At 65.5% G+C, this 16,003-nt stretch carries 12 protein-coding genes; 6 read left to right on the forward strand and 6 right to left on the reverse strand.

Annotation, left to right across the window (positions count from 1 at the left end; all coding sequences use genetic code 11):
- Positions 1-11: 11 nt before the first annotated feature.
- From xdhA to xdhC, 3 genes are read left to right on the forward strand one after another with little or no spacing between them, the layout of a single operon-like run.
- Positions 12-1,529, forward strand: coding sequence for a xanthine dehydrogenase small subunit (xdhA, locus tag ACOCG7_RS33540; protein WP_114161930.1), 1,518 nt, complete (start codon positions 12-14; stop codon positions 1,527-1,529).
- Between the two features lie 29 nt (positions 1,530-1,558).
- On the forward strand, positions 1,559-3,925 hold the full coding sequence (gene xdhB / locus ACOCG7_RS33545) for a xanthine dehydrogenase molybdopterin binding subunit (RefSeq protein ID WP_114161931.1): 2,367 nt from the start codon (positions 1,559-1,561) through the stop codon (positions 3,923-3,925).
- Between the two features lie 57 nt (positions 3,926-3,982).
- Complete coding sequence (gene xdhC, locus ACOCG7_RS33550) at positions 3,983-4,549, forward strand: xanthine dehydrogenase accessory protein XdhC (protein WP_114163420.1); 567 nt, start codon at positions 3,983-3,985, stop codon at positions 4,547-4,549.
- A 112-nt stretch (positions 4,550-4,661) separates the two neighbouring features.
- Here the strand turns inward: xdhC and ACOCG7_RS33555 are convergent, their stop codons facing one another.
- From ACOCG7_RS33555 to ACOCG7_RS33565, 3 genes are all read right to left on the reverse strand, one after another.
- Positions 4,662-5,636: a LysR substrate-binding domain-containing protein gene (locus ACOCG7_RS33555; protein WP_083084507.1), complete on the reverse strand. Its 975-nt coding sequence runs from the start codon at positions 5,634-5,636 to the stop codon at positions 4,662-4,664.
- 316 nt (positions 5,637-5,952) lie between these two features.
- A complete protein-coding gene (locus ACOCG7_RS33560) occupies positions 5,953-6,597 on the reverse strand; it encodes a 2-hydroxychromene-2-carboxylate isomerase (RefSeq protein WP_114161932.1) in 645 nt (214 codons plus the stop codon).
- Between the two features lie 95 nt (positions 6,598-6,692).
- Complete coding sequence (locus ACOCG7_RS33565) at positions 6,693-8,159, reverse strand: TAXI family TRAP transporter solute-binding subunit (protein WP_114161933.1); 1,467 nt, start codon at positions 8,157-8,159, stop codon at positions 6,693-6,695.
- A gap of 650 nt (positions 8,160-8,809) precedes the next feature.
- On the opposite strand from ACOCG7_RS33565, the gene ACOCG7_RS33570 reads away from it, so the two are divergent.
- Both ACOCG7_RS33570 and ACOCG7_RS33575 read left to right on the forward strand, forming a co-directional pair.
- Positions 8,810-9,163 (forward strand): BON domain-containing protein, encoded by a 354-nt coding sequence (locus ACOCG7_RS33570; protein WP_073428155.1) that lies wholly within the window; start codon positions 8,810-8,812, stop codon positions 9,161-9,163.
- Between the two features lie 357 nt (positions 9,164-9,520).
- A complete protein-coding gene (locus ACOCG7_RS33575; protein ID WP_073428154.1) occupies positions 9,521-9,769 on the forward strand; it encodes a hypothetical protein in 249 nt (82 codons plus the stop codon).
- A gap of 101 nt (positions 9,770-9,870) precedes the next feature.
- On the opposite strand, the gene ACOCG7_RS33580 is transcribed toward ACOCG7_RS33575, so the two are convergent.
- The 3 genes from ACOCG7_RS33580 to ACOCG7_RS33590 form a co-directional block, all read right to left on the reverse strand.
- The gene (locus ACOCG7_RS33580) at positions 9,871-10,659 is read right to left on the reverse strand and encodes a sulfite exporter TauE/SafE family protein (protein WP_114161934.1); all 789 of its coding nucleotides are present in this window, start codon (positions 10,657-10,659) and stop codon (positions 9,871-9,873) included.
- A 289-nt stretch (positions 10,660-10,948) separates the two neighbouring features.
- Entirely contained in the window at positions 10,949-11,608 is a 660-nt protein-coding gene (locus ACOCG7_RS33585) for a LysE family translocator (RefSeq protein ID WP_114161935.1), read from the reverse strand.
- Positions 11,609-12,137: 529 nt separating this feature from the next.
- On the reverse strand, positions 12,138-14,063 hold the full coding sequence (locus ACOCG7_RS33590; protein WP_114161936.1) for a hypothetical protein: 1,926 nt from the start codon (positions 14,061-14,063) through the stop codon (positions 12,138-12,140).
- 842 nt (positions 14,064-14,905) lie between these two features.
- Here ACOCG7_RS33590 and ACOCG7_RS33595 point away from each other — a divergent pair.
- Complete coding sequence (locus ACOCG7_RS33595) at positions 14,906-15,991, forward strand: glycosyltransferase family 4 protein (RefSeq protein WP_083084500.1); 1,086 nt, start codon at positions 14,906-14,908, stop codon at positions 15,989-15,991.
- Positions 15,992-16,003: the final 12 nt, after the last annotated feature.

A 16,003-nucleotide genomic window follows, 5' to 3' on the forward strand; every position in this document is an offset into this window, starting at 1 on the left:
AGCAACGAGACATGACTGAGCCGATTCGCTTCTACCACCGCAACGCGATCCGCGAGATCGAGGACGCCCCCGTCACGCGCACGGTCCTGCAGTATCTGCGTGAGGACGCCCATTGCACCGGCACCAAGGAAGGCTGCGCCGAAGGCGACTGCGGCGCCTGCACGGTCGTGATCGGCGAGCGCAACGAGGCGGGCGGCGTCGACTTCAAGGCGGTCAACGCCTGCATCCAGTTCCTGCCGACGCTCGACGGCCGCGCGCTCTTCACCGTCGAAGACCTGCGCCAGCCGGACGGCTCGCTGCATCCGGTACAGCAGGCGCTGGTCGAGTGCCACGGCTCGCAGTGCGGTTTCTGCACGCCGGGCTTCGTCATGTCGATGTGGTCGCTGTACGAAAAGCACGGCCACGAACACGGCTGCGCGAACAAAACCGTGCCGTCGCGCGAAGCGATCGGCAACGCGCTCACCGGCAACCTGTGCCGCTGCACGGGCTACCGTCCGATCGTCGACGCGGCCGTACGGATGTTCGAAGCGCCCGCGCCGAAAGCGCCGCTCGACATCGGCGCGCTCGCCGGAACGCTCGCCACGCTCGAGCGCGTCGACACCTTCCACTATCAGCACGCCGGCCAGCAGTTCAATGCGCCGCGCACCGTCGAAGCGCTCGCGAAGATCAAGCAAGCCGAACCGGCCGCGCGCATTCTCGCGGGCAGCACGGACATCGGCCTGTGGGTCACCAAGCAGATGCGCGAACTCGGCAACGTCGTCTACGTGGGCCAGATCGCCGCATTGCAGAAGCTCGAAACGAATGACGACTGGATCGCGATCGGCGCGGGCGTGACCGTCGAAAAGGCGTATGCGGAACTCGCGAGGCACTACCCCGAACTTACCGAAATGTGGCTGCGCTTCGCGTCGCTGCCGATCCGCAATGCGGGCACGCTCGGCGGCAACATCGCGAATGGTTCGCCGATCGGCGATTCGATGCCCGGCCTGATCGCGCTCGGCGCGCGCGTGATCGTGCGCGGCGGCGAGATCGAACGCGAGATGCCGCTCGAAGACCTGTACCTCGCGTATCAGAAGAAGGCCATGGCGGAGCACGAATTCGTGGTCGGGCTGAAAGTGCCGACGCGCACCGGCGCGCGCAAGAACCTGCACTTTCGCACCTACAAACTCTCGAAGCGTTTCGATTCCGACATCTCGGCCGTCTGCGCCGCGTTCTCCTTCATCGCGGACGGCAACGTGATCCGCGAGCCGCGCATCGCATTCGGCGGCATGGCCGCCACGCCCAAACGCGCGACGCACGCCGAAGCCGTTTTGCGCGACGCCGACTGGCACGAGGCCACCGCGCAGGCCGCGATGCTCGCGCTCGGCAACGACTACGCGCCGCTCTCCGACATGCGCGCGACCAGCCACTACCGCCTCGAAGCGGCGAAGAACACGCTGTATCGCTTCTGGCTCGAAACGCGTCCGAACGATCCGCTGCCGAAAAGCGCGCTGGATGTGCGCGCGGTCGCCGCGGCGTGCGCGAACGCCTGATACGCCGCGAGCCTACGGAGAACACGACAATGAACCAGCATGCCGAGCCGTTCCTGAAAGATCTTCAGGATCAGGAAAACTTCACTCAGGTCCACGTCTCGCGTCCGCATGAATCCGCGCATTTGCATGTGAGCGGCCGCGCCACTTACACCGACGACATACCGACGCTCGCCGGCACGTTGCACGCCGCGCTCGGCCTGTCGTCGAAAGCGCACGCGAGGCTCGTGTCGATGTCGTTCGACGCAGTGCGCGCCACGCCCGGCGTGGTCGCGATCTTCACCGCCGGCGACATTCCCGGCGCCAACGACGTCGGCCCGATCATCCACGGCGACGATCCGATTCTCGCGGACGGTGTCGTGCAATACGTCGGCCAGCCGATCTTCATCGTGGTCGCGACGTCGCATGAAACCGCGCGTCTCGCGGCGCGCCGGGCTGAAGTCGTCTACGAGGAATTGCCCGCGATTCTCACCGCGCGGCAGGCGCGCGCCGCCAACCAGTCCGTGCTGCCGCCGATGAAACTCGCGCGCGGCGCGGCAGCCGCGAAGATCGCCCGCGCCGCGCATCGCGATGCCGGCGAGATGCTGCTCGGCGGTCAGGAGCAGTTCTATCTGGAAGGCCAGATTGCCTACGCGGTGCCGAAGGACGACGACGGCATGCACGTCTACTGTTCGACCCAGCATCCCACCGAGATGCAGCACCTGGTCGCGCACGCCCTGGGCGTGGCGTCGCATAACGTGCTGATCGAATGCCGGCGGATGGGCGGCGCGTTCGGCGGCAAGGAATCGCAATCGGGCCTGTTCGCGTGCTGCGCGGCGCTCGCCGCATGGAAGCTGCTGTGCCCCGTGAAGCTGCGCCCCGATCGCGACGACGACATGATGGTCACCGGCAAGCGGCACGACTTTCACTACGCGTATGAAGTGGGCTACGACGAGCACGGCGTGATCGACGGCGTGAGCGTCGACATGACCTCGCGCTGCGGTTTTTCCGCCGACCTGTCGGGTCCGGTGATGACGCGCGCGCTGTGCCACTTCGATAACGCGTACTGGCTGTCGGACGTGACCATCGACGGCTTCTGCGGCAAGACCAATACGCAGTCGAACACCGCGTTCCGCGGCTTCGGCGGTCCGCAAGGCGCGTTCGCGATCGAATACATCATGGACAACGTCGCGCGTTCGCTCGGCGCGGACGCGCTCGACGTGCGCCGCCGCAATCTGTACGGCAAGACCGAGCGCAATCAGACGCCGTATGGCCAGATCGTCGAGGACAACGTGATTCACGAACTGATCGACGAACTCGAAACGACCAGCGAATACCGCGCGCGCCGCGCGGCGATCGACGACTTCAATGCGAACAACGACGTGCTGAAAAAGGGGCTCGCGCTCACGCCGGTCAAGTTCGGCATCGCGTTCAACGTGACGCACTTCAACCAGGCCGGCGCGCTCGTGCACATCTACACCGATGGCTCGGTGCTGGTGAATCACGGCGGCACCGAAATGGGCCAGGGCTTGAACACGAAGGTCGCGCAGGTGGTCGCGCATGAACTGGGCGTCGGCTTCAAGCGCATTCGCGTCACGGCGACCGACACCAGCAAGGTCGCCAATACATCGGCGACGGCCGCATCGACCGGTTCCGATCTGAACGGCAAGGCGGCTCAGGATGCGGCGCGCCAGTTGCGCGAACGTTTGTCGGCATTCGCCGCCGAGCGTTTCGGCGCGGGGCGGGTGAGCGCCGCCGACGTGCGGTTCGCGCACGATCGCGTGATCGTCGGCGAGACGGTGGTGCCGTTCGAGGACGTGATCGCCAAGGCCTACCTCGCGCGCATCCAGTTGTGGTCGGACGGCTTCTACGCGACGCCGAAGCTCCATTGGGACCAGGCGAAGCTGCAAGGCCGGCCGTTCTACTACTACTCTTACGGCGCGGCCGTCTCCGAAGTGGTGATCGACACGCTGACCGGCGAAATGCGCGTGCTGCGCGCGGACGCGCTGCATGACGTGGGCGCGTCGCTGAACCCCGCGCTCGATGTCGGCCAGGTGGAAGGCGCGTTCATTCAGGGCATGGGCTGGCTCACCACCGAGGAACTGTGGTGGAACGCGGACGGCAAGCTGATGACGCACGCGCCGTCCACTTACAAGATTCCGACCGTGAACGATACGCCGCCGGTCTTCAATGTGCGGTTGTTCGCTAACCGCAATGCGGAGGACAGCATCCATCGTTCGAAGGCGACCGGCGAGCCGCCGCTGCTGCTGCCGTTCTCGGTATTCTTTGCGATTCGCGACGCTATTTCGGCGGTCGGCGATCACACGGTCAATCCGCCGCTGAACGCGCCCGCGACGAGCGAGGAAATCCTCAAGGCAGTCGGCGCGGTGCGGGCGGCGCGCGCGGCGGCGCGGCAGTAAACTTTGAACGCAAGCGCGGCCATGATGCACGACTCGAACCCAACTGGAATGATCGCCATGAACGAGTTGCCGTCCGTTCGGACCGGCCGGCGCGGCGCACTGCAAGCGCCGCGTCCGGCGCCGCTGCATATCGTGCTGTTCGGCGCGGGGCATGTCGGCCATGCGCTCGTCACGTTGCTCGGCAGCCTGCCGTGTGTCGTGCAGTGGGTCGACGAGCGCGACGAACTGTTTCCCGACGAAACGCCCGCCAACGTGCAGATCGAAGCGACGGACACGCCCGATGCAATCGTCGACACCGCGCCGCCCGGTGCCTACTTCCTCGTGATGACGCATCGCCACGCGCTCGATTTTTCGCTGGCCGAACGCATCATGCGGCGGCGCGACTTCAGCTACTTCGGCATGATCGGTTCGAAGACCAAGCGCGTGAAATTCGAGCGGCGTTTGCTCGAGCGCGGCGTGGCTCGGGAGCGGCTCGTGGAGATGACGTGTCCGATCGGCGTGGCCGGCATCGTCGATAAGGCGCCCCCGGCGATCGCGGTGGCAGTGTGCGCGGAGTTGTTGCAGGTGCGGGCGCGGCGGGCAGCGGCACAAGCGGTGACGCGGGTGCTTTGCGCGAGCGGGTGAGCGCGGCGGGGCCACGCCTCATGCAACGCAGTCGAAGCAACGCAGTCGAAGCAACGCAGTCGAAGCAACGCGCCCGACATCCAGCGCCTACCTCCGAACCAAAACGTCGGCCCTATCCGCCTGACGTTGCCTTCGTGCCCGCCCGCTTCACGCGCCGCACCTTCTGCGCGACCAGCCCATCGGACACCTGCGACATCAGCGCGCGCAACCAGCCGATGTCGCTCGGCCTGTCCGGCTGCGGATGCCACATCTGATAGCACTTGATGCGCGGAAACGGAATCGGCACCTCCACAACCGCGAGCGGCAGGATGCTTGCATAGTGCGTCGCGAAACGCCGCGTGGTCGTGAAGATCAGATCCGATTGCAGCAGGGTTTGCGGCACGAGGCCGAAGTAGGGCAGCGTGGCGACGATGCGCCGCTCGGCGCGCGCCCGCGCGAAACCAATGTCGATGGCGCCGCCGCGCGCGCCGCTGTAGGGCGTGGGCGCAAGATGCGGCGCCGCGAGATACGCTTCGCGCGTCAACGGCGCGCGGGTCAGCGGATGATCGGCGCGCATCAGGCACACCACCGTATCCGCGAACAGATCGCTGCGCTCGAAACGCGGATCGGGCTTCGGCCAGTTGCCGATCACCAGGTCGAGTTCGCCGGCCTCGAGCGCCGCGGAATGATCGAGCATCGGGCTCAGCGAATCGATTTCGAGCCGCGCATGCGGCGCGGACTCGCGAAACCGCGCGATCACCGTCGGCATGAAAAAGTCGTTCAGATAATCCGGCGCGGCCACGCGAAAGGTGCGGCGCGAACGGCCCGGATCGAAGTCGCCGTGCGGCGTCGCGACGAAATCCACTTCGCGCAGCACGCGTTGCGCGGAGGCCAGCAGCGATTCGCCGTATTCGGTCGGCACCATGCCCGATTTGCCGCGCACGAGGATCGGGTCGTTCAGCGTCTCGCGCAGTTTGCGCAGCGCGGTGCTGATGGCGGGCTGGGTCTGATTCAGACGCAGCGCGGTCTGCGTGACGCTGCGCTCGACCAGCAGCGTGCGCAGCACGCGCACGAGCCAGATATCGAGGGAGGCGGCGGTGTCGTCCATGGTTCAGGCGAGGCGGTGCGAGCGGATCGGGCGCGGACAAAGCGTGCTTACGGAACCGCTCGCGCACCACCACTCGCGTAGCGGGGCGCAAAGGTTATTACCTTAGGCCCGTTTGCGGTGTGGCGGCCATAGCAGGCGCGGTATGGCCGGCATCAGCCGCGCCTTTGCGACGCCACGGCTGCGCACATTAGCTCGCGCGGATCGAGGAAATTCCACGGCGGGGCATGCTGATCGCCGCAGTCTGTTGCGCACCGCGTGGCGCGCAAGTGCGTCTTCGGCGCGCCGCCTCGAACCAGGGCCGACCTCTGCCCCGCGCTCAGTTGTTCGGGAGGCCCGAGGGCAGCAAACTGATTCGCTTCACTTCCGCCGAGTCGAGCCAGTTCGGCGTGCGCGCGCAGTACAGCACCATCGGCAACGCGTCCTCACCCCAGAACAACTGCTCGTTCAGACGGAAGGTGGGCACGCCGTAGACGCCCAGGCTGATCGCGTCCGCCGTGTTGCGCTGCAATTGCGCCTTCACTTCCTCGCTCTTGATGAGTTCGGGCCCGTCGGGCATGCCGACGCGCTCGCACAACTCGGCGAATGCCTCGTCGCTCGACGGATCACGCCCTTCACGCCAGATGAAGCGGAAAATCTCGCGCACGAAGGCGATGTCGCCATTCGCCGCGGTGGCGAGCAGCAGCGGCTTGGTCGAATCGAACGGATGAGCCGGCGGCATCTTGTAGGGAATGCCGAGTTGCTCCGCGCGAAACAGCGCGTGGCGATACATGAAGATGCGCTTGGCGGGCACGCTGTAGGCCGGCAACTGGCCCCAGTGGCGATACAGGTCGTTCAGCACGATCGGCGTGAACACGAAGTCGAAGCCCGGCCATTTATCGTGTTGCTCGAGCAACAGATAGGTAAACGGCGAGACAAAATCGTAGAACCACAGCGGCTGCCTGGCGTCGATGCCAACGGTCATGAATGTCTCCCGGATTGCTTTTCAGAACGGTGCGTCTGCTGGATTGTCGGAATTGTAATGATCTTACGCGGTGCGCTCGCTGCTTGCACCGGTCACTAGGGTTTGCGACCGGTGTCTTCGGGCGTCTCGCCGATTTCGGCCGCTTCGTTCGCCGCGGACGGCGTGGGCGGTGTCGGCGGCGGAGAGCCGGCGTCTTTCTCGTCCGGCGCGTCGCGCTGAATATCGCGGCTTTGCGTGAGCCGCGCGCGCACGAAGCCGATATGCTCGCGCAGCACATAGAACTGATCGGCGTAAGCGAGCGGCATCTTCAGACCATTGACCGACTCCTCGATCGCGTCCAGCCGTTCGATCAGCGACGCGCGCTCGGCGGCCGAATATTCGCTGAGCGCGCTGCGCTCGATCGCGATCAGCGCGCCGTACCACCGATAGATCCGCGACTTGACCCGCCACGCATACAGCGACGGCACGAGCCGCAGCGCCGGAATCAGCAACACGATCAGCGGCACCACGACCACCAGCAGACGGTCGGCGAGACTCGCGAGCCAGAACGGCAAGATCCGGTAGAGGAAGCTCTTGCCCGACTTGTAGTAGCGCGCGGCGTCGTCGCTGATCGGGAAGTCGTGCGCGAGCGGCGCGGGAAATTCGCCGGCGCGCTGCATGATGTTGGCCTTGCCGTGCACCTCGCGCGCGGCTTCGATCAGCAGATCCGAGAGCGCGGGGTGCAGCGAGTCGCGCGCCACCAGTTCAGCGGTCGGCGCCACCAGATGAATCGGCGCGGACGGCAGGTTCTTGCCCAGGTCGAACGCGCCCATCGGCATCGTGAGTTCGGTCAGATAGGGAAAGCGGCGCGTGTAGGCAGTGGCCTGCGTGAAGTCGTAGAACTGCACGTTCGGCGTGCGGTAGAGCTTGCCCATCACCGCCGGTTGCGCCGAGTCGCCAGCCAGAAATGCCGCGTCGACCTTGCCGGAGACGAGCGCCTCGGCGGCGTCGTCGCCTGAGAGCGGCAGCAGTTTGGTCGAGCCGCCCGGCGCGATGCCGTTGGCCTTGAGCAGCGCGAGCGCGAGCTCACGCGTGCCGCTCCCCTCGGCGCCGACGGCGAGCCGCTGACCCTTGAATTCGGCGAGCCGCGCGATCGTCGGACCGTGATAGAAGATCGCCAGCGGCACATACGCCACGCTGCCGAGCGACATCAGGCCGCCGCTCGCCTGGGCCGGCGCGACGCCGTCCTGCACGAAGCCGACGTCGACATCCGAGTTCGGGTCCGAAAGCCGCTTGAGATTCTGCAGCGAGCCTTCCGAAGGCAGCACGTTCAGCGTGATGCGGTTGCGCGCCAGGATCTCTTTGTACTTTTGCGCCGCGGTCCAGAAGGTGCTGCCTTCGGGGCCGGCGCTGATCGTCAGCGTGCTGGGCGGGGCGGGCTGGATCAGCCGCACGGCGACCCAGATGGCCGCGACGGCGATCAGCAGAATCGGCCCGAACGAGACGGCCAGATCGCGCCAGGAGATCGCGACGAAACGGGCAACGAGACGGGGAGGGCCTTTGCGGCCGGTGGCGGGCTTCATCGGATGACGTGACGGCTACGCTCGAAAGGACACAGGTTGACGGCGCTTCGTGGCGCACGACTGAACGAAAACGCACGCGCCATGCCAGGGCCGGCTGCCGCGAACGCCGGGCAAACCGCGCGGCGGCGCGCGACGCGCCCGATGGTACCCGAGATTCATGCGGCGGCGAAAAGCGCGGCGTCGATGCCGCCGAGAAACCCGTAACAAAACGTGAATGGCGCATGTACGGCGCATGAATGCCGCGTGAACGATTGCTCGAATCGTGGGTAAGCGAGGCTGAATCGACGGACAATCGGCCCGCGAGCCGCACCCGCCGCGCGTCTCGCGCATGACTAAACCCTTTGCGCTTCTTGCCCGCCTGGATTAAATTGTCGTTCGCTGCCGCGAACACACGTTTGCGCGGCGCGACCCGGCACGACACACAAGAACCGGGCGCGTCGGCGGACTTCGCGGCTTGCCGGCGCCCGTGCCGCATCGCATGCAGCCGTCGCATGCGGTAATGGCAGCCGGCCTCTCTCGCCTCTCGCACACCGTGTCGCCGCCTCAGTCGGCCGTCGCCGCGCCTTGTCGCGCCGCGCGAACGGTCGCCGGTAGTCGTAACGAAGCCGCTTGTATAGGCGGTCCAATGTGAAGCTAAGGAGAAGAGAGCTATGAAATCGGTCGGTTTTCTGAAAACGCTGGGCTCGGTGGTGGCGATGGTGGTGGCGTGCAACGTGTACGCTCAGGCAAGCGATGCATCGGCAACCGGCACGACCGCGGCACCGGCTGCCAGCGCCAAGTCCACCAAGAAGGCGAATAGCCAGCTCGGCCGCAAGGTGCGCGCCGCGATTGGCAAGGTGCAAGGCGTCGACGTGTCGAGCATCTCCGTGCGTGCTCGCGGCGGCGCCGTGACGCTGACGGGCTCGGTGCCCGACCAAGGCCAGATCGACGCCGCCGGCGAAGCCGCCAAGAGCGTCCCCGGCGTGACGTCGGTATCGAACAAGCTGAACGTCATGCAGCAGTAAGCGGGCCGCGTCGGCGCGCGAGCATCACGCGGGAGCATCGAGCGGGCGCGATGACAGCCGCATTCGTGCGGGCTTGAACCGCGCTGGCGTCGTATGCGGCATGTGTGTATCGGCTGCCGCGCACGCGGTTTCATCCCGTCGTGCGCCAGCGTGATGCGCGGCAAGACCAGGGCTCCGGCGAAAAATGCCGGGGCCTTTTTTATTTTCCCGCGCGGATTTTTGAAGCGGTGATGATGGGTCACACGGCATGAATCGCGGCCGCCGCGAGCGGGCGTCGCCGCCGTCGTCCGTACGCTATGACACACAATTGACGCGGCTTGAAGCGTAGTGTGATGGATGGGAACCGGAGTCAACGCCATGGAATCCACGCTTTTGCGCTACACCGATTTGCCGATCGGCGATCGGGCGGCTTTCGAACTGGTGTGCGCCCGGCACGGTTTTGCGCCGGCGCACTTCGACATCAGCGTCTGCATGGACCCGGCCGATGCCGCGCACGAGCGACTCATCACGGTGCGGCGCGGCGGTTGGGCGCAGTCCTATCACGACCGTCATGGTCAATGGATCCGGCAGTTCGAGGCCGATCTGAACTGCAGGTTCTTCAAGTAGCCGTAGCCGCGCTGCCGGCAGGGGCAGTCGTATCGACTGTGCTTTGGTGCGCTCGCAACATCAGTAGATGAGGCGCGCTATCCCGCCGGCCGCATCGACCATCAAGCCAGCACGAGCCGCACGCCGACCAGCGTCAGCGTGGCGGCGAGCAGATTGCGCAGCAGCGCATCCGGCGCGCGCGCCGACAGGTAGCTGCCGATCGCGATGCCCGGCAGTGAGCCCACCAGCAGCGAGAGCAGCATCGACCAGTCGACCGAACCCAGCAGCCAATGGCCCGTGCCCGCCAGCAGCGTGAGCGGCACCGCATGCGCGATGTCGGAGCCGACGATGCGCGTGGTCGGCAGCAACGGATACAGCAGCAGCAACACCGTCACGCCGATGGCCCCCGCGCCCACCGAAGTCAGCGACACCAGCACGCCGAGCACCGCGCCCGTCACCATCGTGAGGACGAGGGTGCGCCCCTGGGTGGGTGTGCGCTGGCGGAGCGCGCCGAGCGCCGCGAGTTGCGGACGGAACACCAGCGCCACCGCCGTGATCAGCAGCGCCACGCCGAGCACGATCTGGATCAGCCGGCTCGCGCCCGGCGTATCCATGCCATAACGATGCAGCAGGATCAGCGTGAGCGTGGCGGCGGGTACGCTGCCGGCCGCGAGGCGCAGCGTGACCTGCCAGTCGATCGAGCCTTTCAGGCCGTGCACCAGCGTGCCGGTCGCCTTGGTGGCGGACGCGTACAGCAAGTCGGTGCCGACCGCGGTGGCCGGATGCACGTTGAACAGCAGAACGAGGATCGGCGTCATCAGCGAGCCGCCGCCGACGCCCGTCAGTCCGACCAGAAAGCCGACGAACAGGCCGGAGACGGAGTACAGCAGATCGATATGGGGAAGAGCCATTGAGCGGACCGCGGACGGTCGGGTGGGTTGGACAGTTAGGCGCCAAGGCCGGCGCGTGCATGCCTTGCACGCTCGGCGGATGCCGGCGGAAGGCCCGCCGCGGCGCGGCGAAAGGCGCTATTGTCGCAAAACCGCCGCGCTTGCGTGTGGAAACACCGTGACGGCTATGCCGGGTGTCTGTACGAAGCGCCGTCACGGCCCATGCCGGACTCGCACGAGGCGTGCAAGGAGCGCGATGGCGCGTCGTCTTGCGCCGCTAACGTCGGCGGCGCATCCGCACGCGCTCCGCTCAAAGCGCGCGGCGAATCTCGACGATGCCGAAGGCCGCGAGCGTGAGCCCGACCGCCTTGTCGATCGCGACGCGCAGCTTGCTGCCGATCGCATGGCGCGCGAACGACACCACGGTCACGAGGAAACACCACCACGCGATCGAGCCGCAAAACACGCCGCCCACCGTGGTGAGCGCGATGCTCGATGAAAACGCGCCGCGCGGCGCGAGCGTGGTGAACAGCGCGGCGAACATGATGACGGTTTGCGGATTGGTCAGCGTGAGCAGCAACGAACTCGCATAGGCGCGCAGCGCGCCGGCGCGGCCGATCTGCGCGAGCTGGCCGGTGCCGCCGTTGCTGCTCTCGCCGTTGCCGTTCGTCGCGTCGACGGGGGATTTTTGCAGCAACGTGCGTACGCCGAGATAAAGCAGAAAGAGACCCGCGAGCAGATGCAGAGGCCGGTCATAGGCGAGCATGAACTGCGAGATGCCGACGAGGCCGAGCGCCGCGATCAAGCCGTAGACCGCATCGCCGGTCGCGATGCCGAAGCCGATCGCAAGCCCCGCGCGCGGACCGCCGGTCAGCGTGCGGCGGATGCACAGCATGCCCATCGGGCCGACCGGCGCTGCAATCGCGAGGCCGACGCCCGCGGCGGTGAGAAAAAGACTGGTGGTGGACATGGGCAATCCTTCCTGCCTGGTTGTTCTGATTTGCCGTGCTTCGGCCGCGGTTCGCGCCGGAGTGCGGGCGCGTGCGCCATTGTGAGCGAAGCTGCGTCCCTGGTCGACGAACGCAAAATGGAACTGAAAGTGGAAGCAGATGCCGGCTGACGGCTGACGGCGAGAGCCCGCCCTGCGGGGCGGGCTTGCGCTTTTTAGTGTTTCTTCTGAGTGGCCGACGTGCTAGGCGCCACGCGGATCGGCGGCGCGCCCGAAGGCGACGTGGCGGGTTGGGGTTTCTTCGGTTGCTTCGGTTTCTTGACTTCCCGGTTACTACGCATTTGACCTTTTGCCATGATGGACTCCCAATTGGCTTATTTTCGCTCCACGTGGAAGCAATTAGGTAGTGTGCGCTGATTTTGTCGTGTGTGCCGGGGTTTTTGCCTTTTCGCCGATGCGTTCACCGCCCCGCGTGCGCGACCCCGGAAAAAACGTCAGCCGGCCCTGGAGCCGGCTGACGTTTTTGCGTCCGCTGAAGCGAAGCGCGGGGTTAAATCCCGACGTACCCCACCGGAACCGTTGCGTTGGCCTTCGCGACCGACGCATTGTTCGACACGACATACACCGGCGATTCGGTCAGGTTCAGCGTGAGCACGCCGTTGCTGTAGTTCGCGCTCGTCGCATTGCCCATCATGTCGACCACCTTCACGGTGCCGCTCGTGCCCGGCGCGTCCACGGTGAAGCTGTACGACACGCTATAGGTCGAGCTGAAACCCGCGCTCGCGTTCCAGACGCTGTTGTTGTGCGCCCATAAGGCGGTGATCACCGCGCCGTTGCCCACTTGCTGGAACGCATAGGCGTAGACGCCGGTCGGCGTGCCGTTCACGGGGCCGAGCGTGGTGGTGCCGTCGAGCGTATGCGTCATCGCGCTGATCGCCATCGCGACCGGCTTCGGGCTGATGTTCGACGCGCCGAATGCGCCCTGCGCATCGGCGAGATCGAAGAACGTGCCGTAGCCGACCTCGTTCGGATAATCCGCGCCATAGAACACGTAGGTCTGATCCGCGCCTTCGCCGAGCGTGATGATGTGCATGCGCGCGGCCACCGCGGCTTGCGCGTACAGCACGTTCGCGCTCGGATAGTTCGGGCCATACGCGCTGCCGAGGTCGTAGCTGATGCCGGCTTCCGTCGAGAACAGCTTCATGCCCGGGCGATAGTCGCTGGCCATTTCCGCGCGCAGATTGCGCATCTGGCCGCGCAGCGAACCGTCGGCGGTGGCGGGATCGGCGTCGTAGCGCTCGGGCGGATGCGACGGCGAGGTGCCCGCGTCGTAGTAGCCGTGCGTGGCCACCGCGTCGATGTACTGACCGAAGCCGAGCGACGCGAGGCGCTTCAGGCGCGTCGTGGTCAGGCTCGGGAACGCATCGGTCGGACCCATCACCACGGCGTGCGGATCGGTCGAGTGAATGCCCTCGTGGACCGCCTTGTACAACGCGACGAAGTTCGCGTCGGTGTCGGTCCACATCTGGTTCGGCTCCCACGTCACCTGATAGTAGTTCGCCGACTGGCTCGGGAAGTACGCCGCGCGAATCGCGTTCGACTCGGTGCCGACGCGGCCCATGTAGCTCTGGTAGTACGACAGGTCGGTCGGCAGTCGCGTGTCGTCCTGGAACGCGCCGGTGCTGCTCGCCCACGCGGGAATCCCATCGAGACGGATCAGGCGCATCACGTTGCCGGACTTGTAGAACGCGTCGAGGTTGCCGGCCGACGGGTTGAACGTGTTCGGACCGTTCGGCTCCATCGTCGAGAGCTGGCGATCGTCGATGGTCGACGAAATGCCCAGGGCGGCAAGCAGCGGACCGTTGCCGTTCGCGCCCTGCATGCCGAAACGGTGCTGCTCCTGGCGCGCATAGGTGACGATGGGAACGATGCCGGAAAGATTCGGCGTCACGCCGAAGGTCGCAATGCCGACCGGACGCGTGCCGGCTTGCGGCAACTGCCCGCCGTTTTGCGCGAGCGTGCCGGTCGCCGCGAAATAGCCGGCCAGCGTCGACGTGCAATTGAACGTGATGGTTTTCTGGCCGCTCGCCACGCCCGTGCTGCCGCTTGCCGCGACCTTGCCGAGCGTGTCCGTGACGGCCCAGTTCAGCGTGTCCGCGCTCGGCGCGTTGGTGGTGAAGGCAAGCTGGAAAGCGGCGCCTTGGGCGAAGATGCGCGTGCCGTCCGCGCTGGGCGTATCCGCGGCGATCGTCGCGCTGCCCGAGCCCGCCGACGTGACCGGCGACGCGCAACTCAGCTTCGCGGTGGATTTGCCCGCGGCGTTCAGCGCGGTCGAGCCGCTGCTCGTGCTGCCGCTGGTGCCGTTGGTGCCATTCGCCTGCGTGGCCGCGGCGCCGCTGGCACTGTCGCCGCTACCGCCGCCGCATGCGGCGAGCGCGAGGGAAAGCGTGGAGAGGAGGAGTAAGCGAGGTTTCATCGATCTGTCAGCCATGCGTTGGTGGACACCCGTCCGGCTCTTCGCGCGAGGCGCGTGGGGAGACGGAGCGAACGTCGCGGTCATTTGCGAGCCGGCGCGGCGCGCGAAGCGTCGGCCCTGGCAGTCCTGGTTGCGCAACGATTCAATTGCGCGAACGTGATGGTCTTCCCGGGTCGTCGGTCAAAAAGCGCGTCTTTCGGAGAACCTCACGTCATACGAAACGGCTTTTCAAACGAAATGAATCTGGCGGAATCCGACGATCAGGAGGTACGACGAAAAGACTCGTTGCTCAGAGGAATAGCGCGATGAGCGCTGGAGTACTTCGCCTCATTCACTTTCAGCGGATGAAGTTCTTTCCTTCTGTCTGTGATTAAACGCACGAATGGGAAGAATCGACCGCCACGATACGCATTAGTCTGCTTAAAAGAAGTAACGACTCGTAACGTATGAACATTCAATCAGCACTATTTGCATCGATCGGATGAAAGGCAATATCTGTTGAAAACCGTCTTTATCCGCCAATGAAAATTGGGCATGCGAATAGCCGAGCCGGATACCTAACTATCCACTCCGGCGACAATCACCCGCGAAATGGGCGCTGGCGCTCATTGCGCAGCCGATCGAATCTTGGAGTTGGCGTAAAAGCGCTGGGCCTTGGGTGTAACTTGTCCGGGCGACAGTGACTTCGCAGCGGAACTGTCGCTGTTCTCGGAGACGGTCGCCTTTCGAAGAAAGGCGCCAAATACACACAAGAATGGATGCCGAAGTCAGTGAGGGCCGGTGCAGGGCTTCGGCGTGTCCATCCGCTGCGCAAAAAAGGCGGTTATCCAGAGAGATAAATCGTGAGAATTCTTCAATTGGTTCACGCACCGCGGTTGTCCGGGGCAGAAGTACTCGTCAAAGGTCTCGCCATTCACCATCAGCGCGCCGGCCATGAAGTTTGTGTGGCTTCGCTGCTTCCGCAACAGGACGATTTCGCCGGCATTCGTGCGGAGCTTCAGGCCGCCGGCGTCACGTGTCTGTTTCCTCGGGCTCGCCACGGCAGAGTGGGCAAACTGCTGCATCTATATCGTGTGGTGCGCCAGTTTCGGCCCGACTTCATCGTGGCTCACGCCACGCTCGCCGCGTTGTATGTGCGGCTGCTGCCTGTGCATACGCCCATCGCATGGGTGATGCATTCCGGCGTCAACGATTTCGAAAACGGCGCGCTCAAGCGAGCGGAACGTCTGTTGTCGCGCCGGGCGAGGGCGATCATCGGCGTGTCGCAACAAAATATCGACGACTATCTGCGCGAAATCGGCACGCATCCGTCTTTGGTCGTGATTCCGAACGGCGTGGACGCCTCTCAGTTCGCCGAGCACGACGACGCACCCGCGCCGGGTCTCGCGGCGCCCGCGAAGCAGATCGTTCAGTTGGGCCGCTATATCGAGGGCAAGAGCCAGCTCGATACCGTTCGCGCGTTCGAACGCGTGGTGCAAAGCGAGCCCGACGCGCGGCTGCTGTTGTGCGGTGTCGTGGAAGACCCCGCCTATCACGAGGCGGTGTTGTCGCTCGTGACTCGGCTCGGGCTGGAGAGCAAGGTGACGGTATGCGGCCCGCGAACCGATGTCGCGGCGATTCTCGGCGCCTCGCGTGTGTTCGCGATGCCGTCGCGCTTCGAGGCGCAGAGCATCGGTTTTCTGGAGGCGCTCGCGTCGGGCATTCCGGTTGTCGCGAGCCGGATTCCGTCGTTCGGTTTTGCGAGCGGATTCGCCGGCGTCAGCCTCGTCGATACGACGGATTGCGAAGCCTACGGTCGCGCGTTGCTGAATGCGCTCGACATGCCGCGAGCGAAACGGCAACTCGCGGGCTATACGCTGCACGACACCGCGGATCGCTACATGACGATCGCGCGCAAGTTCGTTCATCCGCTGCACGTGTCGGCCTGAGTCGAATCCGAA

The organism is Paraburkholderia sp. DD10, assembly GCF_049177125.1.
Taxonomy (GTDB): Bacteria; Pseudomonadota; Gammaproteobacteria; order Burkholderiales; family Burkholderiaceae; genus Paraburkholderia; species Paraburkholderia terricola.

What these genes read in the sequence shown, in the direction of transcription:
- ACOCG7_RS33580 (WP_114161934.1), bottom strand. Translation starts at nt 10,659, where the DNA reads ATGGCTCTTCCCCATATCGATCTGCTGTACTCCGTCTCCGGCCTGTTC.
- ACOCG7_RS33570 (WP_073428155.1), top strand. Translation starts at nt 8,810, where the DNA reads ATGAAATCGGTCGGTTTTCTGAAAACGCTGGGCTCGGTGGTGGCGATG.
- ACOCG7_RS33575 (WP_073428154.1), top strand. Translation starts at nt 9,521, where the DNA reads ATGGAATCCACGCTTTTGCGCTACACCGATTTGCCGATCGGCGATCGG.
- ACOCG7_RS33555 (WP_083084507.1), bottom strand. Translation starts at nt 5,636, where the DNA reads ATGGACGACACCGCCGCCTCCCTCGATATCTGGCTCGTGCGCGTGCTG.
- xdhB (WP_114161931.1), top strand. Translation starts at nt 1,559, where the DNA reads ATGAACCAGCATGCCGAGCCGTTCCTGAAAGATCTTCAGGATCAGGAA.
- xdhA (WP_114161930.1), top strand. Translation starts at nt 12, where the DNA reads ATGACTGAGCCGATTCGCTTCTACCACCGCAACGCGATCCGCGAGATC.
- ACOCG7_RS33585 (WP_114161935.1), bottom strand. Translation starts at nt 11,608, where the DNA reads ATGTCCACCACCAGTCTTTTTCTCACCGCCGCGGGCGTCGGCCTCGCG.
- ACOCG7_RS33590 (WP_114161936.1), bottom strand. Translation starts at nt 14,063, where the DNA reads ATGAAACCTCGCTTACTCCTCCTCTCCACGCTTTCCCTCGCGCTCGCC.
- ACOCG7_RS33560 (WP_114161932.1), bottom strand. Translation starts at nt 6,597, where the DNA reads ATGACCGTTGGCATCGACGCCAGGCAGCCGCTGTGGTTCTACGATTTT.
- xdhC (WP_114163420.1), top strand. Translation starts at nt 3,983, where the DNA reads ATGAACGAGTTGCCGTCCGTTCGGACCGGCCGGCGCGGCGCACTGCAA.
- ACOCG7_RS33565 (WP_114161933.1), bottom strand. Translation starts at nt 8,159, where the DNA reads ATGAAGCCCGCCACCGGCCGCAAAGGCCCTCCCCGTCTCGTTGCCCGT.